Source organism: Acidiphilium sp. (assembly GCF_049977125.1).
In the GTDB taxonomy this organism is placed as follows: Bacteria; Pseudomonadota; Alphaproteobacteria; order Acetobacterales; family Acetobacteraceae; genus Acidiphilium.
The window spans coordinates 1-22500 of sequence record NZ_JBMFGY010000051.1 but is presented as its reverse complement, the minus strand read 5'-3'; the positions used below and the strand labels follow the sequence as shown (position 1 = coordinate 22500).

The following is a 22500-nucleotide window of genomic DNA, read 5'->3' as shown; positions in this document are numbered from 1 at the left end:
GGGTCACGGCTGATCAGTACGCGTTCCACCCGGCGACCGTTCATTGCCTGAACCTCGAAGCGCCAACCCCCAAACGCGATCGCATCCCCCTGGCGCGGTACGCGTTTGAGCAACGCGAGCAGAAAGCCACCGAGCGTGTGATACGATCCATGGGCTGGGAGATCTTCAAGTTTCAAGCGATGCGCAACATCGTCGATTGGTTCGAGACCATCGAGTTCGAACCGGTCTGGCATCTCCTCGCCGGTGTCGGTGAGAGATGGTTCCTCGACATCCCCCACGATCGCCTCCAACAGATCGCCGACCGTGATCATTCCCTCGAAACTGCCATATTCATCGAGCACGAACGCCACACCCAGAGGATCCGACTTCAATCGCTCCAGCGCGTCGAGCGCCGAAATCGCGTCCGGCACGGCCAAGGGTTGGCGCAGCAGGGCTGCGAGCGACATGTCCTTGCCGTCGAGCATCCGGTCGAGAATGTCCTTGGCCTGCACGATGCCGACGACGTTGTCGATGCTGTTGTCGCACACCACGAAGCGCGAGTGGGGGGCCGATTTCAATGCGGTGATCACCTGTAGGCGCGGCGCAGTGCGATCGAGCCAGGCGATATCCTGACGCGGCGTCATGATCGCGCGCACTGGCTTGTCGGCAAGGCGCATCACACGTTCCATCATGTCGCGCTCCTCGGCCTCCAGCATGCCGGATTCGGTGCCCTCCGCCAGGATCGCCTTGAGTTCCTCCTCACTGACCGAACGCCGGTGCGGGTCGGACGGGCCGAACGCCAGTAGAACAAGATCGCTCGTGGTCTGCAACAGCAGCACCAGCGGGGCAGCGATACGGGCAAACATGTCGAGCGGCCAGGCGACAAGGCAGGCGATCCGTTCGGCATTGCGCAACGCAAGGCGCTTGGGCACCAATTCACCAAACACAAGCGTCAGAAATGTCACGCCAACCACAGTGATTGTCAGCGCCAGTGTGCTTGCAACTGGTGCAATCGGCGCAAACCGGCGCAGCACCGGCGCCAGCCCTCGCGCCAACTGGGCGCCGCCGACTACTCCGGTCAGCACCCCGATCGCAGTAATGCCGATCTGCACTGTCGGCAGAAATCGCTCCGGCGCCTCGGCCAGCAGCCGCGCCCGCGCCGCACCACGAACATGCTTCTGGGCGAAAAGAGCCAGCGCAGCCCGCCGCGACGACACCAGCGCCATCTCAGCAAGCGCAAATCCCGCATTCAACAGGATCAGCAGAAACAAAAAGCCAACTTCAGCAATGATTTGCATAAAAACCCTGATCCGATGCACTAACGCAGTCCGAGTATAATCCCCATCCTGCCGTCGCCGACGCCGCTTCGTATAGCACGGCTGAGCTGTGGAAATCGTTGCCGATGCCCCGGTTTCGCCACATTCCGGCCCGTGCGATGCCGCAGTGCACACGCATCTGAGAGCCTCGCAGGATGGTTCTGCGGCTCAACCGGATGTTGGTTCATGACGCATCAATCTCAATTTCGCCCGCTCGCTCCCCAGGTCAGCCGCCCGCGTCTCCGTTCGGGCTGGCGCAATCCGATCTCGTGGTTTGCCGCCCTGACCGCCGCAGCGGCGACTTTCAGCATCTGGGCCGCGCTGAACCGCCCGGTCGACAATATGCCGGCGTATCGCGGCGAGATCGGCGGGTTTGCGTTCTCGCCGTTCCATGCCGGGGAAAGCCCGCAGAGCAATGTGTATCCGACGACCAAGCAGATCGATTCTGATCTCAAGCTGGTTGCGACGAAGACGCATAATATCCGCACCTATACGGTGCAGAACGACCTGGGCGACATTCCGGCGCTGGCGGCGAAATATCATCTGAACGTCACGCTTGGCGCGTGGATCGACCAGCATCCGAAGGCGAACGAGGCCGAGCTGCACAAGGTGGTCAAGGTCGCGAACGCCAACAGTGACGTCAAGGCGGTGATGGTTGGCAACGAGGTGATCCTGCGGCGCAATCTGACCGTGGCGGAGCTGGCGGCGGACATCGATTACGTCAAGAAGCGGGTGCATGTGCCGGTTTCGACCGCGGAGCCGTGGCATGTCTGGCTGCATCATCCGGAGCTGGCGAAATCGGTCGATTTCATCACCGTGCATCTGCTGCCCTATTGGGAAGGCGTGCCGGAGCCGGATGCGGTGAAATATGCGCTGTATCGGCTGCATGAGGTCGAGAAGCGGTTTCCCGGCAAGAAGGTGGTGATCGGTGAGATCGGCTGGCCGTCGGACGGGATCGATATCGGCGGGGCGCGGGCCTCGCGGGTGTTGCAGGCGAATTTCATGCGCACGTTCTTCAATGTCGCGCAGAAGGATCATCTGCATTATTTCGTGATGGAGGCGTTCGATCAGCCCTGGAAGACCAGTTTCGAGGGGCGTGCGGCCGGGTATTGGGGGCTGTGGTCGCTCTCGCGGCAGATGAAATATTCGCTGACCGGGCCGGTGCTGCCGAACCGGGCGTGGCTGCCGTGGGCGGCGGGGGCGTCGCTGCTCGGGCTGCTGATCACACTGGGGCTGCTGTCGCGCCGGCCGGATATGCGGTTTGTGGGCAAGATGATTTTCGCGGTGCTGGTGCAGGGGTTCGGCACGGCGCTGGCGATGCTGCTGATGGTGATGGGCGAGACCTATCTTTCGTGGTCGGCGGCCGCGGTGTGGAGCACGCTGGCGCTGGGCCAGGGGCTGCTGCTGTTCCTGCTGATCGCGGATAGTTTCGACCTGACCGAGACCTTGTTCGGCCGGGTGCGCAAGCGGCATTTCGAGCCGGTTCCGGCGCCGCATGGCACGAAACTGCCGAAGGTTTCGCTGCATCTGCCGATCTGCAATGAGCCGGCCGATATGGTCAAGCAGACGCTGAACGCGCTCGCCGCCCTCGATTACGAGGATTACGAGGTGCTGGTGATCGACAACAACACCAAGGACAGCGCGGTGTGGGAGCCGGTGGCGGCGCATTGTGCGCGGCTGGGCGCGAAATTCCGGTTTTTCACGCTGGGTCAGTATCCGGGCTACAAGGCGGGGGCGCTGAACTTCGCGCTGCGCGAGACGGCGCCGGATGCCGAGATCGTCGGGGTGCTGGATTCCGATTACATCGTCGATCCGGATTGGCTGCGCTGCATGGTGCCGGCGTTTGCCGACCCGGTGGTGGGGTTCACCCAATCGCCGCAGGATTATCGTGACAATGACGGCTCGATCTTCAAGCGGATGATGTTCTGGGAATATGCCGGGTTCTTCCAGATCGGCATGGTCAATCGCAACGAGCGCAACGCAATCATTCAGCATGGCACGATGACGCTGATCCGGACCGATGCGCTCAAGAAAGATGGCGGCTGGGCGGAGTGGTGCATCACCGAGGATAGCGAGCTGGGCATGCGGCTGTTCCGTGACGGGTATGAGGCGGTGTATTCGAAACGGAGCTTCGGGCGCGGCGTGATGCCGGACGATTTCAACGCCTTCCGCAAGCAGCGTTATCGCTGGGCCTATGGCGCGATGCGGATTACCCGCAAGCATTGGAAAGCGCTGATCTCGCCGTTCGACCGCACGCTGACGCTGGGCCAGCGCTGGCACTTCGTGACCGGGTGGCTGCCGTGGATGGGCGATGCGCTGGGGCTGGCGTTCCTGTTCCTCGGGCTGGCGTGGTCGGCGGGGCTGATTCTGGACCCGGTGCGGTTCGAGTTTCCGATCATTCTGTTCATGCTGCCTTCGATCGGGTTGTTCGGGTTCAAGATCGTGCAGATCCTGGCACTCTATTCGGCGCGGGTGAAATGCGGGCTGGGTGACCGGATTGGTGCGGCGGTGGCGGGGTTGGCGCTGTCGCACACGATCGGTAAGGCGGTGTGGAAAGGCTTGTTCAGCAACAAGCTGCCGTTCCTGCGCACGCCGAAGATGAAGGATGCGCCGGCGCTGGTGCAGGGGCTGGTGATGGCGCGCGAGGAGTTCGTGCTGCTGGCGCTGACCTGGGGCGCGCTGCTCGGGGTGGGGATCGGGCATCACTGGGCGACGCCGGAAGCCAAGCTCTGGTGCCTGGTGCTGTTCACCCAGTCGCTGCCGTATCTGGCTTCGGTGAGCGTTTCGATCATCGCGGCGTTGCCGGCCAGGACGGTCCACTCGATCGCAGCTCCGGCCCCGACGCTGCTGCCGATCTCCCGGATGCCGGTATCCGCCCGAACAGCAGCGGGAGACTGACGTTCCCCGTCCCGCCGGATCGCAGCAGCCGACAGCGCGGTTGCTGGGTTACACGGGCAGATAGATGCTCGCAACCAGTCCCTTGCCGCCAGACCGGTTGGCCAGCGTGATATCTCCGCCATGCGCCCGAATCGCGTTGCGGGCGATCGCCAACCCCAGCCCGGTGCCGCCGGTCTCTCGGTTGCGGCTGTTTTCCACCCGGCGAAACGGCTCGAACACCCGCTCCAACTCGCCCGGCGGGATTCCCGGCCCATCGTCCTCGATGTCGATCCGCAGTGTATGGCGATCAGCGTCGCGCAGCGTGATTCGCGCGGAATCGCCGTATTTTACGGCATTACCGACCAGATTAGCAAAGGCGCGCTTGAGCGCCAGCGGCCGTCCCCGTAAAATGATATGATCAGGTCCGATGTAGCGCATCGCCTCGCTGCATTCGGGCGCGACATCCCCCGTTTCATCGATCACAGTGCGCAACAAAATTGCGAGATCGACTGGCACTGCAGCCTCGGTTTGCGCCACGTCCCGCCCGAATGCGAGAGTTGAGGCGAGCATCGCTTCCAACTCATCGAGATCGCCGAGGAATTTTTCGCGCTGCGCGTCGTCCTCCAGAAATTCGGTACGCAGTTTCAACCTTGTGATCGGTGTCCGCAGATCATGCCCAATAGCCGTGAGCAGAAACGTTCGATCCTCAACGAACCGCCGGATCCGTGCCGCCATCGTGTTGAACGCAATTGCCGCGGTCGCAACCTCGGTCGGCCCGCCTTCAGGCAAAGCCGGAGCGTGCTGAATATCGCGCCCCAGCTGCTCGGCGGCGTCCGCGAGGGTGCGAACCGGCGCGGTCAGGCGGAACACCGCCCAGAAAATTAACACCGCCCCAAGACCGAACATCACAAGAAACGCCGAAGCAAAACCGGGGGTCGCCCATGGTGGGGTCGGATGGAATGGGCTTTCGATGGTCAACCAGCCATTATCGGGCAGGTGAAAACTGAGCACGCTGCGCGGCGGCGCGACCGTGCCGCGCATTACCACAGTGCGTGGTCGGTATTCCCGCGGAATCGGAAACGCGATGATCGAACCGCGAATGATTTGCCGCGCCGGAAGCGGAAGTGGAAACGTCCCTGAAAACGGCGGAATCGGGTCTAGCGTGATCGTGTCGCCCTTCATTCCCTGCTCCGCCGCGACGATGGCGGCGCGGCGCTCCGGCGGTGCCATCGCAATGCGACGGTAGAATATCGCATCGCGCGTCGCGATCTCCCGCTCAGTGATGATGTTGTTCAACCCGATCTGGTTAACCGTATGAATTCCGAGGCCAATCGCCTGTACAACCGCGAAACCAGCCAGCAGGGTGAGCGCCGTCCGCCAGGCAAGACTGGCCGGCCAAAGCCGAAACCCGGGCCGGCTCATACCCGCTCGACGGTCGCTGCCAAGACATACCCGCCGCCGCGCACGGTCTTGATTAGCTGCGCGTTGCGACCATCATCCTCGAGTTTGCGACGCAGCCGCGAGATCGCGACATCAATGGCTCGATCGAAAGGACCTGCCTGCCGTCCACGCAGCAGATCGAGCAGCATGTCACGTGTCAGAACTCGGTTCGGCCGATCCAAAAGCGCCAGCAGCAGATCATACTCCCCGCCGGTCAGCGCCACATCGGTTCCCTGCGGATCGACCAGCCGACGTCGGGCGGTCTCCAGCAACCAGCCGGAAAACCGATAGAGCCGGGCTGGAACCTCGCGGCCGCGCTCCTCACCCTCACCCACCCGGCGAAGCACAGCGCGGATGCGTGCGACTAGTTCACGCGGGTTGAACGGTTTGGTTACATAATCATCGGCACCGAGTTCGAGTCCGATGATCCGATCCGGCTCCTCACCTAGAGCCGTCAGAATGATGATCGGAACCTGCGTCTCGCCGCGCAGCCAACGCGCGAGGTCGAGGCCAGATTCCCCCGGCAGCATCAGATCGAGCACGACGAGTTGATAATGTCCGTTGACAAACGCTCGCCGCGCCTCGCGCCCATCGCGCGCGGCCGTCACGCGAAACCGTTGCCGCTCAAGGAAACGAGCGAGCAGATCACGGATGTCGCGGTCGTCATCGACCACCAGAATATGCGGCATGGAGTCCATGCGTGTTACAATAGCGCGGCTGACGCCTACCGGGCAGAGCGCATAACATCTCATATTGTTTCGGTGATCATCGGCACATCCCCAGCGATCGGCCCACAATCAAGCCGGATTAAAAAAGACCCGCCGTCGCACATCCATAAATTGTCACTTGCATTGCGACAGGAATTAGGTCTAAGCGATTTCTACGCGGAGCGTGTTTGCGCCGCGCACGCAGCAACGCACGTGCCTCTGCCCTCTCGGGGGTTACGCAACGACGTCAAGCGTTCTGGCATCCGTCTGGTCGCTGGTTCGTTCGACCGTTTCGCAACCCGCTTTGCGCTTGAGTGCAAAGCCTCTGACCTGGGAAGGGAGTGGGTTCATGACCCCAAAACTCGCCCGTTTCATCGATTCCGGTGTCTTCAGTACGCCGGCAATCGTCGTTGATCTTGATCGCGTCGCCGCGAATTTCACCGCGCTGCGCTCTGCGTTACCCGATGCCGCGATCTATTATGCGGTCAAGGCCAACCCCGCCACTCCGGTGCTCGATCGCCTGGTCGGGCTCGGCTCACGCTTCGATGCCGCCAGTATCGAGGAAGTGCGTGCCTGCATCGCCGCCGGCGCAGGACCGGAGGCGATCAGTTTCGGCAACACGGTCAAGAAGCGGTCGGCGATTGCTGAGGCATTTGCCTGCGGTATCAATCTGTTCGCCTTCGACTCCGACGAGGAATTGGCAAAACTCGCCGAAGCCGCGCCAGGCTCGAAAGTCTATTGTCGCCTGGCTGTCAGCCAGGACGGGGCGGACTGGCCGCTGTCGCGCAAATTCGGCACCAGCGGCGACCATGCACGCGACCTGCTGATCGCCGCGCGCGACCTTGGCCTGATCCCCCATGGCATCTCCTTTCACGTCGGTAGCCAGCAGACCGGCGTTGGTGCCTATCAGAGCGCGATCGGCCAAGCCGCTATGGTGTTTTCCGATCTGCGAAGCCATGGCATCGACCTGCGCTTGCTCAACCTCGGCGGCGGATTCCCCACTCGTTATCGCGACGAGATCCCTCCCCTTGGCACCTTTGGCGACGCCATCATGGCTTCGGTTCGCGCCCATTTCGGCAACGACCTGCCTGATCTTTTGATCGAACCGGGACGCGCCATCGTGGGCGACGCAGGGATCGCGGTGACCGAGGTGGTACTCGCCTGTACGCGGCGCGAGGATGGCGACCGGCGCTGGGTCTATCTCGACCTCGGGCGTTTCGGCGGTCTTGCCGAAACTGAGGGGGAAGCGATCCGCTATACCATTACCGCCCGCTGCGTGACCGGCCCCGAAACCCCGGCGATAATCGCCGGCCCCTCCTGCGACGGCGTCGATGTAATGTATCGCGACACACCCTACCGACTTCCCGCTGCTTTGAAATCGGGCGATCTCGTTCTGATCCATGATACCGGAGCCTATGTCACGAGTTACGCGAGCCAGGGGTTCAACGGTTTTCTTCCGCCGCAGGAACACTATTTGTAAGCGTGGTTGCCGCCCGCGGGCGGCGCAAATGTTTAACCTGCGCACAGGGAGCCGCCATGACCGAAAAAATCACCACCACCGCCGGCAGTATCGACATCGAAGCCACCGATGGTGCCGGCGTTTTCAAGGCCTTCACCGTCACCCCCTCGACCCGTCCGACCGGCGCGGTCGTGGTGATCCAGGAAATCTTCGGCGTGAACGATGCGATCCGCGCGACCTGCCAAGAAATTGCGGAAATGGGTTACATCGCCGTCGCTCCCGACTTGTTCTGGCGCCAGCAACCCGGTGTCGACCTCACAGACAAATCCGAAGCCGAATGGAAGCAGGCCTTCGCCCTGATGAATGGGTTTGACCAAGACAAAGGCATCGAAGACCTGAAATCCGCCCTTGCCACAGCGCGCCACCTGCCCGGCTGCAATGGCCGCGCCGGCACTGTTGGCTTCTGCCTAGGCGGCCGGCTTGCCGTCATGATGGCCACCCGATCGGACGCCGATGTCAACATCTCCTACTACGGCGTCATGCTCGACAAGCTCGTTCCTGAATTCAACGCCATCCGCCATCCGCTGCTGATCCACATCGCCGAGCAGGACGAGTTTGCCAACGAAGCGGTCCGCACCGCCGTCCTCGCCGGTGTGCAAGGCAAGCCTGAAATCACCGCCCATGTCTACCCGGCCGTGCAGCACGCTTTCGCGCGTGTCAACGGCGTGCACTACGACCGCCGCGCCGCAACCATCGCCAACGGCCGTACCGCTGAAGCCCTGATGGCTGCTCTGGGCTGAGCCGATGCGCCGCCGCACCCTGCTCACCGGGCTGGTTTTGGCCCCGGTGGTCGGTCGTGCGGCGGTAGCAGTGGCTGACAGATTGATTCACACCATCCGCGCGCAACTCGATGCCGCACCGCCCGGGCCAGTACTGCTCGCGAGCTTTCCGGATCGGGCGGCGAACGCGGCGTTTCCCAAATTCGCCCCAGTTAACGATCCGGCTGCCTATACCTACGACAATGCCTTAGCCGGTCTTGCGTTGCTAGCAGGTGGCTATGGCCTGCACGCCGCCCGGATCGCTGATGCGCTGGCAATGGCGCAGGTGCACGATCCGAACTACAATGACGGTCGGTTGCGTAACGCCTATCGCGCCGGTCCGACGACCCTGCCGATCGCCTTGCCTGGATGGTGGGACGCGCGGAGCAACCAATGGGCGGAAGACCCTTACCAAGTGGGCAGCGAAACTGGACCGATCGCCTGGGCCATCCTGCTCTGGACCGCGCTACGTGATGCCGGCATCAACAGCGAGCGTTATGAAGCCGCCGCCATGCGCGCTGCGGGATGGATCATCGCCCATTGCCGCGCTGACAATGGGTTCTCTGGCGGGGTATTCGGCTTTCCGCCCTATCCTCAGAAGCTCCGCTGGGTCAGCACCGAACAGAACACCGATTGCGCGGTAGCGTTCGGTCGACTCCACCTCCACGACGCCACGGCCCACGCCGCCACCTTCGTGCACGCGATGCACGATGCGCACAGCCGCTTGTTCGCTGCCGGCCTCACGCCGGACGGCGCGCGCAACGACCTGATCGCAGCTGATGCGAACCTCTGGCCCTATCTCGCTGGTCTTGCCAATGCCGCCGTCCTGACTCCGACGCTGGCAGCACTTGGATGGCCCCGCGGCCATCCCAACGGCATCGGTTTCAGCGCGGCCAGCCAGGGCATCTGGATAGAGGGCACCAGTTTCGCTGTACTGGCGCTGCGCCGCGCCGGCCAGGCCACACAATCACGTCGCTTCTTCGCGACCGCCTCAAAGGCCATCGCGCCGGATGGCATGGTTATGACCACGATGTCGACCACGCTGGCCACCGGGCTTACGGTTGGGCCGGGCTCGGGCTCGGCGGCCTTCACCTATTATCGTGTGCCGGCCCTGGCACCGACGGCCTGGGCGGCGCTGGCCGGACTCGGTGCCAATCCGCTACACCCCTGAACGGTGACTGTGCAGCGCAACAACATGCTTGCACGGCGGTAGGTTTTGTTGTTCATTGCCGTATATTATTAAACGGGTTCAATACATTGTCGAAGCCTGCTGCGGAATTATTACGAATTCCTGAATTGGCCCGCCCCGCCTGGGCGATATTTGATGCTTCGTGGTATCTGTCCACCTATGGAGAGGCCCGAACCTGTTGCGGCCATGAAACCGCGCTGGCGCTCGACTATTATCTCCGCGCCGGCTGTCGATTGGGCCATAGCCCAAGTCCATTGTTCGACGAGCGTTTCTACCTTGAACAGAACCTGGATATTGCAGCACTGGTCCGGGCTGGACAATACAGATCGGGATTTGATCACTATTGCCAGCATGGTTATCGCGGCCTATCGCCGCACTGGCTGTTCGACGACACGCTCTACGGGCGGTTGTACGAGGATATGTCGCTAGAAAATCTCGATCTTCACGGCTGTTTTGGTCGCTACGATCACTGGTTGAAATCAGGACAGCGCGAGGCTCGGATCGGACATTTCATGTTCGATCCGCAATATTACCGCGCCCGGGTAATCGAGGCCGGCATCGCGCTCGACGATCTCGAACAGCGTGGCCCGTTCGTGCACTACCTGTACTCGCTGTATCGCCTTGATCCCGAGTTGCCACCGTCCCCCTATTTCGCGCCGGACTGGTACACCGCCGCACATGAAACCGCACGCGACGCGATTGCGGCCGGGCGTGTGCGCAATGCGCTGCACCATTATCAGCTGCACGGCGAACGCGATGGATTCGACCCCGTGCCGGATTATTCCGAAGCCTATTACCGCGAAGCCTACCCCGACATCGCCGCCGCCATAGAGGCCGGACATTTCATCAGCGGCTATCGGCACTTCGTTCAATACGGCGCCTTCGAACTGCGTCGGCCGCGCGGCGACATCGATTTGCTGTATTATCGCGACATGAACCCGCGGGTACGGGATGATTTGAACACCGGCCGGGTACGCGACGCCTTCGCCCATTTGCGGATCATCGGGCTGGCGGAAAAACTGCCGTTCTGTCCGCCCGAACGCGTCCCCGACATTGCCGAACCCGCTGCCAAACAGCTGTTCGAACTCAGGGCGCGCAACCAGATGGCGCTGTTCGCCCGCCACCGGATCGATTTTTCCACTGTCGCCGCCCCGGCGCTAAGTGTGGTGATGGTGTTGTACAACAAATTCGCACTCACCATGCTGGCACTCGCCTCATTGCGCAACAATTTTGTCGCATCGATCGAGCTGATAATTATCGACAACGCCTCCACTGACGACACAAAACGGATCGAAACCTACGTCTTCGGTGCTAAAATTGTTCACAGTACGGAAAACCTAGGATTTCTCCGCGCCTGCAACCTCGCCCTCGAACATGTCAGCGCGCCGGCGTTGCTCTATTTGAACAATGACATTGAACTCGGCTTCGGTGCCGTCGCTGCCGCCCTCGCACGGCTAGCCAGCGACGCCACGATCGGCGCCGTTGGCGGTAAGATTATCCGTACCCACGGGCGCCTGCAGGAGGCAGGTTCGATCATTTGGGCCGATGGCAGCACAATCGGCTATCTGCGCGACGCCTCGCCGCTGGCCCCGGAGGCGAATTTCGTCCGCGACGTCGACTATTGTTCGGGCGTTTTCCTGCTCTGTCGCACCGACTTGGTCAAACGCCTCGGCGGGTTCGATGAAGGGTTTAGACCGGCCTATTACGAGGAGGTCGATCTGTGTGTGCGGATGATCGAAAATGGCTTTCGCATCGTGTACGATCCCGACGTTGTGGTGCATCACCTCGAATTCGGCAGTGCGGCCAACACCGAAGCCTCGATGGCTCTGATGCGCCGGGGCCGACGGATCTTCAAGCGTAAACACACCGGATTCCTTAAGACGAAGCGGGACTGCGCGACCGATAACATCATCCACGCCCGCGCGCTCGACGGTGCGGGCAGGCGTGTACTGTTCCTCGAAGACACCGTGCCGGTGCGCCGGCTTGGCTCGGGGTTCGTACGCGCGAACGACGCGGTGCGCGCCATCGCAGCTGCCGGCTGGCGGGTGTCGGTGCTGCCGATCAATGGTGCCCGGCATGACGTAATGAGTCTGTTCGGCGACCTGCCCGATACCGTCGAGGTGCTGCACGACCGCACCATCCTGACCCTGCCGCAGCTCTTGCAGGAGCGTAGCGGGTTCTACGACCTCATCTGGATCTCACGCACCCATAACCTTGACCGCACACAAGAGATATTTGCCGAGGCCGGAATCGATCCGCGGCAAACTCCGTTCGTGCTCGACACCGAGGCGATCGAAGCCGCCCGGGATGCCGCAGCGGCCGAGCTCGATACAGCAAAAGGCACATTTAACTTACCCCAGGCTCTGGCTTACGAGTTCCGCAACGCCCGGCGCTGCCGCCACGTCACCGCCGTGAACAATGCTGAGGTTGATCTGCTGCGCGGCATCGGTCTCGATCGGGTTTCAGTGCTCGGCACCATCCGTGACATCGACCCGACACCGCGCCGCTTCATTGACCGCGAAGGCATTCTGTTCATCGCCAGCATCCATCAGACCGACAGCCCGAATTTCGACAGTCTGCGCTGGTACCGCGATGAGATTCTGCCAGCCCTGATCTCTGAAATGGGCATCCCACCAGTTCTGACCTTCATCGGCTATACTGCCCCCGACATCGACCTGTCGGAATTCACCCACAATCCGCATATCAATGTGCGCGGCAGCATCGATGATCTACGACCCGCCTATGACAGCCATCGGATCTTCGTTGCTCCCACCCGCTATGCCGCCGGTACACCCTACAAGGTTTACGAAACCGCGTCTTATGGTCTGCCCTGTGTCGCCACCACCCTGCTGGTTCGTCAACTAGGCTGGACCGCCGACCATGAAATCGCGCAGGCCGACGTGACAGATGCCGCCGGTTTCGCTGCCGCCATCGCCCGCCTTTACCGCGACGAAGATGCTTGGTGCGCCATGCGCGATGCAGCACTGCGTCGCCTAGCACGCGAAAACGATCGAGCCACCTTCGAATCCACGGTTCAGACGATTCTCGAGAAGGCGACCTGCCCCGTCACCAAACGTCGCCCCCGTCTGCGTGCCGTCTGACGCCTGCCCCAAGTGCAACGGAATTTGATCCGATCCATCTTCTTGCAGTTGAGGTCAGTCGATTTCCCGTGGCGAAAACTGTCAGAACATCCGGGAGGGCCGTACTCCTTTGGACATCGTCATGTCTCACCCCATGAATTGGAAGTGAGCACCATTCTGCGGCATAAACACGTCGGGACAGGGTCGTTCGAAGGTGTTCCTTTCACATCAGCCAGAAGCGAAACCTGCCCGCCAAACATTAGCGGCATCATGATCGACCTGAATCGATCATGCTCCCGTGCAACAGGGGTTCAATATGATGGCTAGGTACGATCTGGTGATCAAAAACGGCGTCGTGGTGACGCCGGTGGAGCAATATGCCGCTGATGTCGGGGTGAACGGGGAAACAATTGCCGCAGTTGGCCACGGCCTACGCGGCGATCAGGAGATCGATGCATCCGGATTGCTGGTCATGCCGGGCGGGGTAGATTCGCATTGTCACGTCGAACAGTTGCGTGCTGATGGCACGACGGATGAGGAAAGTTTTATTTCGGCGAGCACATCGGCATTTGCCGGAGGCACGACGACCGCGATTACGTTTTCCACCCAGTTCAAAGGCTATCCAATCGGCCCCGCCCTATCGGGCTATCAACAACGCGCCGCGCGATCAATGATGGATTATAGTTTCCACCAGATCATCACCGATCCGACCGACACTGTCATCAACCAGGAAATTCCCGCCCTGATCGCCGCAGGGATTCGGAGCCTGAAGGTGTTTCTGACCTATGATCCGTTGCATGTTGATGACCGTGGCCTGTTGCGGATTCTGGCGGCGGCGCGGCGCCACGGTGCGCTGGTGACTTTACATTGCGAAAATTACGCGGCGATCGGCTGGATGACTGAGGCCCTGCTTGCCGCCGGTCTGACCGCGCCGAAATACCATGCCTGGTCGCGACCGGTGGCTTTGGAGCGGGAAGCAACCGTGCGCGCGATCGCCCTCGCAGAGTTGGTGGATCAGCCGATCCAGATTTTCCACGTCTCCTGTGCTGAAGTTGCCGAGGAAATTGCGCGGGCGCAGGCGCGCGGCGTAAAAATCTGGGCCGAAACGTGCCCACAGTATCTTGTTCTGACTGCGGCGGATATGGATCGCCCCGATTTTGAGGGTGCAAAATTCATGTGCAGCCCCGCCCCCCGCGATGCCGATGCCGCCACTGGCCTATGGGAGCAGATCAGGCGTGGCACAATCGATGTAATATCCTCCGACCACAGCGGCTATCGGTTCGAAGGATCGCGCGGCAAACGCAGCGCCGGCAGCAACGCCCCATTTCGCGATATTCCAAACGGAGTACCCGGACTTGGTGCGCGTTTGATGCTGCTGTTCAGCGAGGGCGTTACCGCCGGTCGGATCAGCGCGAGTGATTTCGTCCGCCTGACCGCCTTCAACCCAGCGCGCCTATTTGGCCTGACCAATAAAGGCCGCCTCGCCCCCGGCGCAGACGCCGACATTGTTTTGTGGGACGTGCACAAACAGGTCACGCTCACCAATGGGATGATGCAACACGCGATAGACTACACGCCCTATGAAGGCCGTGTCGTCACCGGCGCCCCCGTTCTGACGATGCGGCGCGGCGCAGTCGTGATGCGCGATGCGTTGCTGCAAGCCGAGCCCGGCAGTGGGCGCTTCATCGCGCGCGGCCCGTATGACCTAATCAAACCCACCGGTCGCCTCGCCAACGGCTTCAATCCTTCGGCCTATGCGTGATCGATCTCGCCATGGTGATTTCCCAGCTAAATCGAACAAATCTTATTGCTGGCCTCGCAGTAGAGTCAGGATCCCATCAAGTTGGTCAAGCGAATCGTACGACAGGGAAACAGAGCCGCCATTCCCGTTGAAACTGATCCGTACCCGCAATCCGAGTAACTCCATCAACTCACGTTCCAGCGTTTTGGTCACCGCATTGTCACGCGGCGCTGCAGGAGTGATCGCCGGCTTCGGTGCGAGAGCGGCGGCAACCAGCGACTCTGTCTGGCGCACCGTCAGCCGATTTGCCATCACCGCGCGTGCTCCGGCCAGCGGATCGGGATGCTGCAACAATACACGCGCATGACCGGTGCTGAGATCACCCGTACGCAGCGATTTCTGAACATCAACCGGAAGATTGAGCAGCCGCAACATATTGGTGATATGCGGCCGCGACTTTGCAACGGCCATCGCCAGATCTTCCTGAATCATACCGAATTCGTCGAGCAGGCGCTGATAACCCTCCGCCTCTTCGATCGGATCAAGATCCTGGCGCTGCAAATTCTCGACGAGCCCTGCCGCCATCGCGTCGGTATCGGACAATTCACGCACCAGCACCGGCACCTCGTGCAAGCCGGCGCGCTGGGCTGCACGCCAGCGTCTTTCGCCGGCGATGATCTGATACTGCCCAACTTTGCCGGGAAACGACCGGACTAGCAGCGGCTGCAAAACCCCGCATATCTTGAGCGAGGCGGCGAGTTCCTCGAGCGCATCCTCATCCATCGCCCGCCGCGGCTGGAAGGGTCCGGGATGCAGTGTCGCGATCGCGAGACTTCGGCTTCCATCGAGTGATCCGGTCGTGGCATCCATCACCGACGCACCCCCCATCAATGCGGCAAGACCCTTGCCCAACCTCCGCGGTTGCTCTTTTACACTCACGCGTCCATCCTCATGTCCCGACTTCCTGATTTTGCCGGCGCAAAAACTCAACCGCAAGACTGACATAAGCCTGCGCTCCGGGTGAGCGATAATCATACAACAGCACCGGCTTGCCATGACTAGGCGATTCCGTCACGCGGATGTTCCGCGGAATTGCGGTTTCGAATACATCCGCCTTGAAATAGGCTCGCACATCATCCGCCACTGCTTGCGCCAAATTGTTTCGTCGATCAAACATCGTTAACACGACCCCTTCCAACACCAAACGGGGATTGAGCGTGCGTCGCACCAGATTAATCGTCCGCATCAACTGACTGATTCCCTCCAGCGCGAAAAACTCGCATTGCAATGGAATTAAAACCGAGGACGCCGCAACCAGAGCATTTAATGTGAGCAGACCGAGCCCGGGCGGGCAATCGATAAAGATATAACCGAACTCTCCGGCCAATCCGGGTTCGGCCAACCCCCGCTCGATCAGATGCTCCCGCGCCTCACTATGCGCAAACTCGAGATCAGCACCGATCAAATCCTCCGTCGCGGGAATAATCAGCAAACCGGGAATTTCCGTCGGCAACACCAATGAAGCCGCCGGCGCGTCCCCAGTCAGCAGTGCGTAACTTCCAAGGCCGCGCTCATCGGTAGCGATACCGAAACCCGTACTGGCATTACCTTGCGGGTCCAGGTCGAGTAGCAACACGCGCTCACCGGTTGCCGCTAAAGCAGTTGCAAGATTGATCGCTGTCGTTGTCTTGCCGACCCCGCCCTTCTGATTGGCAATAGCAATGATTTTAGCGGGCACGACTGAGCCCACTGATTCGCAGAATCACTGCATCAGCTTCGGTCCGGCTCGAAAAATACTCGACATTCATCCTCCAATCGGCCTGCGCAACCCTGATCTCGGCATCGGCATGACGCCCCTTCATAAAGATGCAAACACCGTCATTATCGAGCAACGGCGCCGAATAGGCCAACAAATCCGGCAACGGAGCCAGGGCGCGAGCCATCACCAACGCCGCCGGCGCAACCACCGCCGCTTCGATCCGAGCCGCCACCACCGTCGCGCGTAAGCCGAGCGTCGCCACCATCGTCTGTAAGAACGCCGCCTTGCGCCGATCGGACTCAATCATCGTCACATGAATGTCAGGCCGTTCAATCGCCACCACGATCCCGGGCAATCCGGCACCCGACCCCAAATCGATCGCGTACGTTACACTAGGCGGTATCAGCGGCACGATCTGCGCGGCATCCAAAACATGTCGCCGCCAGATAGCCTCATCGGTAGCATCCCTCCGGGCGATCAGATTGATCGTTGCCGTCCATTTCCTGATCGACTCCGAATAGGTCCGAAGTGGTTGGTATGTTTCACGTGAAACAAAGGTCTCAAAACGGTCCTTTTCGTCGGTCGTCATGCACGTCACGCCGCCATCTCATGAGATTTCCGCAGCGCCGCAAAAATCGCCCCTATCGCTGCCGGGGTCATGCCTTCCAGACGCCCCGCCGCTCCCAGCGACGCGGGGCGTACACGCTCCAACCGACCGACCAATTCCGCCGACAATCCGCCGACCGCCCGATAATCGAACATCGCCGGAATACTCACGGCCTCATCCTTCGCACGTGCCCGAATGTCACGGGCCTGCCGTTCCAGATACCCCGCATAAAGTCGATCCGCCGCAACGATACCTTCAGCCACACCACTACCCGCCTCGCCCCGTCGCACTGTCGCAACCGAACACTGCAATGCTGCCACGGCCCTCTGCCGATCCACTCCAACGCATCCCCACCTCACCCCTAACGGGGTTAACCGCAAATCCGCATTGTCCGCCCGCAAACTCAACCGATGCTCCGCCCGCGACGTAAACATCCGGTACGGCTCCGTCACCCCTCGCGTCACCAGGTCGTCGATCATCACCCCGATATACCCCTCAGCCCGGCCCACCGTCACCACATCCAATCCACCTGCCCGCCGACCCGCATTGATCCCCGCCACAATTCCCTGTGCTGCCGCCTCCTCGTAGCCGGTCGTGCCATTGATCTGCCCGGCAAGAAACAGTCCTGGCACTGCCCGCAACGCCAGAGAATGATCAAGTGCTCGCGGATCAACATAATCATACTCAACCGCGTACCCCGCACGGAGCAGCACCGCTCGATCCAACCCCGGCATCGTTCGAATAAATGCCTCCTGCACCGCGCGCGGCAAGCTCGTCGAAATCCCGTTGGGATACACAGTGATATCATCGAGCCCTTCCGGCTCCAGAAACACCTGATGTCGCGTCCTGTCGGCAAAACGCACCACCTTGTCCTCAATCGACGGGCAATATCGAGGGCCCACCCCCTCGATCCGCCCACCGTACACCGCAGAGCGATGCAGATTTTCAGTTATGATCGCATGAGTCGCCGCATTGGTCTCGCTGATCCGGCACGAAATCTGCCGATTGCCTACCGCCGCCGTCATTAGACTGAAGGGCACCGGCACCGGCTCGCCCTTGTCCTCCGGCAACCCCTCCCAGTCGATCGATGTCCGATCCAGCCGCGCCGGTGTTCCGGTCTTCAACCGCCCCAGTGGTAAGCCCAAGCCGTGCAACCGGATCGCCAACGCGTTCGAAGCTGCATCACCTACTCGTCCGCCTGCCTCAACACGCTCACCGAAATGCAGAACCCCGCGCAGGAACGTTCCCGCCGTTAGCACCGCCGCCCGGCACGCCAGCCGCGCGCCACCTCCGGTGATCACCGCGCCCAACGCCCCGTCCACCCCGATCTCGAGATCCGCCGCCTCACCCTCGACCACCACCAAATTGTCCTGCGCCGCAATTAACCCCTGCATCGCCGCGCGATACAGCGCCCGATCCGCCTGCGCCCGCGGTCCCCACACCGCCGGTCCCTTGGTGCGGTTCAGCATCTTGAAATGAATGCAGGCGACATCGGCAGCCTTGCCCATCAGCCCGTCGAGCGCATCAACCTCGCGCACCAAATGACCCTTGCCGATGCCCCCGATCGCCGGGTTACATGACATCTCGCCAATCCGATCAGCCCGGTGGGTCAACAGCGCGGTCCGCGCCCCCACCCGCGCCGCCGCCGCCGCCGCCTCGCACCCGGCATGACCTCCACCGATCACCACAACATCGAAATCCATCATGTTCACGTTCATTGCGGCCCTATAGCATCATTTGCCGATACAGAAGCTGGAAAACACTTGGTCCAGTACATCTTCGACCCCGATCACCCCAACCAGCCGACCCAACGCATCCGCCGCCACCTGCAACTCTGCCGCGCGCAACTCTGCCGCGCACACACCCATGGCCCGATCGAACGCCTCTGCCATGTCGCGCACGCAAGCAACCTGTCGGGGTCGCGGCAACGATGGCCCGGCACCTCGCGCCACCAACGCACCAACCGCCTCATGCAGCGCCTCGATCAACCCGGCCATCCCAGCACCCGATCGCGCACTCAAGGCCAGCATCCCCGCCGGAATTGCGCCTCCCAGATCCATTTTAGTCGCAATCCGCAGCGTACGCACGGATCCAGGTACAACAGGCTCGATGAAATCCGGCGCCGCCGCACACAACAACACCAAATCCGCGCGCGCCACTTGCGCCCACGCGCGCCGCACACCCTCCGCCTCGATCACATCGCGCGCCTCGCGCAGCCCGGCGGTATCAACCAGCCGCACCGGCACCCCGTTCAGATCGAGCCGCACCCCGATCACATCACGCGTCGTCCCCGCAATATCGGAAACGATAGCAACCTCCTCACCCACAATCGCATTGACCAACGTCGACTTTCCCGCATTCGGCGCCCCCAGCACCACGATGTCGATACCCTCACGGATTCGCTCCGCCGCCGCCCCTCTCGCAAGCACCGCGCCAAACTCGCCCCGCAACGCTGCCATTTCCCCAAGCATCGCCGCCTCGACGTCGGCTGGCAAATCCTCATCGGCAAAATCGATCAACGCCGCCAGTTGCGCCATCAACCCGATCAGACGCGACCGCCACGACGCAATCACAATACCCATCGCCCCTCCGGCCTGATCCAACGCCAATCGCCGCTGTCCCTCGGTTTCGGCCGCAATCAGATCCGCGATCCCCTCAGCCTCGATCAGATCAAGCCTACCATTGCCGAACGCCCGACGTGCAAACTCACCCGGCTCTGCCGGCCGTGCACCGAGATCGACCAACGCTGCCGTCACCGCAGCCGCCACCGCCCTTCCTGCATGAACCTGCAACTCGGCATAATCTTCCCCAGTTGCACTAGCCGGTCCCGGAAACCACAACACCAGACCCTCGTCAATCAATCCACCCGCTCGATCCCGCAACCGTCGCAGTGACGCACGCCGCGCCGCCGGAATCTCTCCCGCAAGCGCGGCAATTACCCTAGCAACCCCCGCACCACTCAACCGGAACACCGCAATCGCCCCACCGACCCCAGTCGCGTTCGCGAAAATGACCCCAGTCATGTTGCGCTAATCACCCGATCCGGCAACATCAACTCAGCAATCGGTCGCCCGTCGCGAATATCCTCGGTCAGTACTCGCTCCACCGCGGCAACATCGACCACCCGATACCATATACCGCGCGGATAAATCACCACTACGGGCCCATGCTCGCACCGATCCAGGCACCCGGCCGCATTGATCCGAATCCCCGTCAATCCCAACTCCTTCGCCCGCACCCTCATATAATCCCGCAATCGCTCCGACCCCTTCGCCCCGCAGGACCCTCGCTCGTGCTCCAGTGGCCGATGATTGCCGCACACAAAAACATGGTGAGTAAAATACGCTGGCCGCTCAATGCAATCATCCATGGTTCATCCTCGCACTTTCAGTGTTCAAAAATATCAATTAAGACATTGTGGTGGCCGGGCCACGTGGTGAAAGCAAGGCCTGGGGCGTTAACCCCGTCTCCGGAGCGCTTCCCCTATCACCTTGGACCAGAAAGTCTGTGTTGCCATGACCGGTAATAATCTTGCCACCGCATCGTCTCCATATTTGCTTCAACATGCCGGCAATCCGGTGCATTGGCAGATGTGGACACCCGAAACACTCGCGCGCGCGCGCGATGAAAATAAGCCGATCCTTCTCTCAATCGGTTATGCTGCCTGTCATTGGTGTCATGTGATGGCTCACGAGAGCTTCGAAAACGCCGAAACGGCCGCGCTGATGAACGCACATTACATCAACGTCAAGATCGACCGTGAAGAACGTCCCGATATCGACAGCATCTATATGGCGGCCCTGCAGGCCATGGGCGAAGCAGGTGGGTGGCCATTAACGATGATCCTAACCCCCGACGCCGCGCCTATTTTCGGCGGAACCTATTTCCCACCCGAGCCGCGCTGGGGTCGCCCGTCGTTCCGTCAGGTCTTGACTGGCGTCGCGGAGGCCTGGACGGCGGAACGCGATAAGCTTCTGGTCAGCGGCGCCGCACTAATGCGCCGGGTCGCGCGCCAATCCGAACCGACGGCGGGTGGCCCCCTGACCCCCGACGATCTCGATGCCGTGGCCGAGCGCTTCATCGCCATGATCGACTGGGAGGATGGCGGCCTGCGGGGCGCGCCAAAATTCCCCAATCCACCGATATTCCGGTTTCTCTGGAATGAATATGCCCGCACCGACCGTCATGAAGCGGGAGCAGCAGTGGCATTGATGTTGGCGCGCATGGCGCAGGGCGGCATTTACGATCATCTCGGCGGCGGCTTCGCCCGCTACTCGACCGACGAAGTCTGGTTGGTCCCGCATTTCGAAAAAATGCTCTACGACAATGCCCAAATCCTGGAATTGCTGGCTTTCGCCCAGGCGGCCGAACCCGATCTGCTGCTGGCAGCACGCGCTATCGAACTGGTCGCTTGGCTAGCCCGCGACATGCTAGCCAGCAACGACCCCGCACCCGATGGGTCTCTGGCCTTCGCTGCCGCGCTAGACGCAGATTCCGAAGGAGTCGAAGGAAAGTTCTATGTCTGGGCCCATGATGACATCGCTGCCGTGCTCGGCACTGATCTCGCCAGCTTCACCAATCATTACCCCTGCCCCGAAACGGGAAACTGGGAGGGACAAATCATCCTCACCCGCGTCACCCACCCGGAAGACCCCGTGATCGAACGTGATCTCGCGGCTTTGCGCGAGCGCCTGCGCCTCGCACGCGAGCAACGCATCCACCCCGGTTGGGACGACAAGATCCTGTCCGACTGGAACGGCCTTACCATCGCAGCGCTTACCCGCGCCAGCGCCGTGTTCGATCGACCGGACTGGCTGGACCTCGCGATCGCAGCATTCGACGCCGTCAGCTCTCTGCTTGGACGCACAGATGGCCGGTTCGATCATGCATACCGGCGCGGCACCATCTCCGCCGCCGGTATGCTCGATGACCAGGCCGCTATGCTCAGGGCAATCATCTCACTTTACGAGGCCACCGGCAACCCCGCTTACCTGACCCGCGCCGAACAGGTGATCGCGGCGACCAAACGGCACTTCGCCGATGATGCCGGTGGATGGTTCGCCAGTGCGGACGACACCGCCGACCTCCCGGTCGGTCTACGCCCCCGTGCCGCGACCGACAATGCAACCCCCGCCGGTGCCGGCCTAATGGCCGAAGCCTACGCCCGCCTTTATCACCTCACCGGCAACGCCGAATACCACGCTGCCGCCACCAGAACCATCAACCGACACACTGGCGAACGCCGCAATCTCCCAGCTTATCCGACAATCCTGGCCGCTGCCGCGCTGCTCGAAAACGCCACCTGCATCGTGATCACCGGCAACCCCGACGATCCACATTACCACGCCCTACACCGCCTCGCTCGATCGAGCTTCAACCCTGCATCCGTGGTCCTCCCACTGCAAACCAACACAACCTTGCCAACAACCCACCCGGCATACAGCAAGCTCACATGCCACCCCGCGGCGTTCCTGTGCCGCAACAACACGTGCTCACTACCCATCATTGACCTCGTTTCATTGAGACAA

The 22500-nt window shown here is 61.5% G+C and carries 15 protein-coding genes; 7 read left to right on the top strand and 8 right to left on the bottom strand.

The features are described from left to right. Positions 1 to 1277: hemolysin family protein (locus ACP5E6_RS09795; protein WP_427954046.1), on the bottom strand; the 1277-nt coding region annotated here is incomplete at its 3' end. A gap of 204 nt (positions 1278 to 1481) precedes the next feature. Here ACP5E6_RS09795 and ACP5E6_RS09790 point away from each other — a divergent pair. Further along, positions 1482 to 4193 (top strand): glycosyltransferase family 2 protein, encoded by a 2712-nt coding sequence (locus ACP5E6_RS09790; RefSeq protein WP_427954045.1) that lies wholly within the window; start codon positions 1482 to 1484, stop codon positions 4191 to 4193. A gap of 48 nt (positions 4194 to 4241) precedes the next feature. On the opposite strand, the gene ACP5E6_RS09785 is transcribed toward ACP5E6_RS09790, so the two are convergent. Both ACP5E6_RS09785 and ACP5E6_RS09780 read right to left on the bottom strand, forming a co-directional pair. Beyond that, a complete protein-coding gene (locus ACP5E6_RS09785; RefSeq protein ID WP_427954044.1) occupies positions 4242 to 5594 on the bottom strand; it encodes an ATP-binding protein in 1353 nt (450 codons plus the stop codon). Further along, the gene (locus tag ACP5E6_RS09780; protein WP_427954043.1) at positions 5591 to 6310 is read right to left on the bottom strand and encodes a response regulator; all 720 of its coding nucleotides are present in this window, start codon (positions 6308 to 6310) and stop codon (positions 5591 to 5593) included. The genes ACP5E6_RS09785 and ACP5E6_RS09780 overlap by 4 nt, the downstream gene beginning before the upstream one ends. Positions 6311 to 6668: 358 nt before the next feature. On the opposite strand from ACP5E6_RS09780, the gene ACP5E6_RS09775 reads away from it, so the two are divergent. From ACP5E6_RS09775 to hydA, 5 genes are all read left to right on the top strand, one after another. Continuing rightward, positions 6669 to 7799 (top strand): type III PLP-dependent enzyme, encoded by a 1131-nt coding sequence (locus ACP5E6_RS09775; protein WP_427954042.1) that lies wholly within the window; start codon positions 6669 to 6671, stop codon positions 7797 to 7799. Between the two features lie 56 nt (positions 7800 to 7855). Then, on the top strand, positions 7856 to 8578 hold the full coding sequence (locus ACP5E6_RS09770) for a dienelactone hydrolase family protein (protein ID WP_427954041.1): 723 nt from the start codon (positions 7856 to 7858) through the stop codon (positions 8576 to 8578). Between the two features lie 4 nt (positions 8579 to 8582). After that, on the top strand, positions 8583 to 9767 hold the full coding sequence (locus ACP5E6_RS09765; RefSeq protein WP_427954040.1) for a hypothetical protein: 1185 nt from the start codon (positions 8583 to 8585) through the stop codon (positions 9765 to 9767). A gap of 86 nt (positions 9768 to 9853) precedes the next feature. Further along, positions 9854 to 12886 (top strand): glycosyltransferase, encoded by a 3033-nt coding sequence (locus tag ACP5E6_RS09760; protein ID WP_427954039.1) that lies wholly within the window; start codon positions 9854 to 9856, stop codon positions 12884 to 12886. Between the two features lie 298 nt (positions 12887 to 13184). Beyond that, the gene (gene hydA, locus ACP5E6_RS09755; RefSeq protein ID WP_427954038.1) at positions 13185 to 14627 is read left to right on the top strand and encodes a dihydropyrimidinase; all 1443 of its coding nucleotides are present in this window, start codon (positions 13185 to 13187) and stop codon (positions 14625 to 14627) included. A 42-nt stretch (positions 14628 to 14669) separates the two neighbouring features. On the opposite strand, the gene ACP5E6_RS09750 is transcribed toward hydA, so the two are convergent. From ACP5E6_RS09750 to mnmE, 5 genes are all read right to left on the bottom strand, one after another. Then, complete coding sequence (locus ACP5E6_RS09750) at positions 14670 to 15494, bottom strand: ParB/RepB/Spo0J family partition protein (protein ID WP_427954048.1); 825 nt, start codon at positions 15492 to 15494, stop codon at positions 14670 to 14672. 61 nt (positions 15495 to 15555) lie between these two features. Next, positions 15556 to 16344 (bottom strand): ParA family protein, encoded by a 789-nt coding sequence (locus ACP5E6_RS09745; protein WP_427954037.1) that lies wholly within the window; start codon positions 16342 to 16344, stop codon positions 15556 to 15558. After that, a complete protein-coding gene (gene rsmG / locus ACP5E6_RS09740; protein ID WP_427954036.1) occupies positions 16334 to 16954 on the bottom strand; it encodes a 16S rRNA (guanine(527)-N(7))-methyltransferase RsmG in 621 nt (206 codons plus the stop codon). The genes ACP5E6_RS09745 and rsmG overlap by 11 nt, the downstream gene beginning before the upstream one ends. 5 nt (positions 16955 to 16959) lie before the next feature. Beyond that, positions 16960 to 18675 (bottom strand): tRNA uridine-5-carboxymethylaminomethyl(34) synthesis enzyme MnmG, encoded by a 1716-nt coding sequence (gene mnmG, locus ACP5E6_RS09735; RefSeq protein WP_427954047.1) that lies wholly within the window; start codon positions 18673 to 18675, stop codon positions 16960 to 16962. A gap of 30 nt (positions 18676 to 18705) precedes the next feature. Then, entirely contained in the window at positions 18706 to 19995 is a 1290-nt protein-coding gene (mnmE, locus tag ACP5E6_RS09730) for a tRNA uridine-5-carboxymethylaminomethyl(34) synthesis GTPase MnmE (RefSeq protein WP_427954035.1), read from the bottom strand. A gap of 492 nt (positions 19996 to 20487) precedes the next feature. On the opposite strand from mnmE, the gene ACP5E6_RS09725 reads away from it, so the two are divergent. Further along, positions 20488 to 22500 (top strand): thioredoxin domain-containing protein (locus ACP5E6_RS09725; RefSeq protein ID WP_427954034.1); only part of this gene is annotated, 2013 nt, incomplete at its 3' end.

Coding starts and splice junctions, on each gene's coding strand:
- hydA (WP_427954038.1), top strand. CDS start 13,185: ATGGCTAGGTACGATCTGGTGATCAAAAACGGCGTCGTGGTGACGCCG.
- rsmG (WP_427954036.1), bottom strand. CDS start 16,954: ATGACGACCGACGAAAAGGACCGTTTTGAGACCTTTGTTTCACGTGAA.
- ACP5E6_RS09790 (WP_427954045.1), top strand. CDS start 1,482: ATGACGCATCAATCTCAATTTCGCCCGCTCGCTCCCCAGGTCAGCCGC.
- ACP5E6_RS09780 (WP_427954043.1), bottom strand. CDS start 6,310: ATGGACTCCATGCCGCATATTCTGGTGGTCGATGACGACCGCGACATC.
- mnmE (WP_427954035.1), bottom strand. CDS start 19,995: ATGACTGGGGTCATTTTCGCGAACGCGACTGGGGTCGGTGGGGCGATT.
- ACP5E6_RS09770 (WP_427954041.1), top strand. CDS start 7,856: ATGACCGAAAAAATCACCACCACCGCCGGCAGTATCGACATCGAAGCC.
- ACP5E6_RS09765 (WP_427954040.1), top strand. CDS start 8,583: ATGCGCCGCCGCACCCTGCTCACCGGGCTGGTTTTGGCCCCGGTGGTC.
- ACP5E6_RS09785 (WP_427954044.1), bottom strand. CDS start 5,594: ATGAGCCGGCCCGGGTTTCGGCTTTGGCCGGCCAGTCTTGCCTGGCGG.
- mnmG (WP_427954047.1), bottom strand. CDS start 18,675: ATGGATTTCGATGTTGTGGTGATCGGTGGAGGTCATGCCGGGTGCGAG.
- ACP5E6_RS09775 (WP_427954042.1), top strand. CDS start 6,669: ATGACCCCAAAACTCGCCCGTTTCATCGATTCCGGTGTCTTCAGTACG.
- ACP5E6_RS09750 (WP_427954048.1), bottom strand. CDS start 15,494: ATGGGGGGTGCGTCGGTGATGGATGCCACGACCGGATCACTCGATGGA.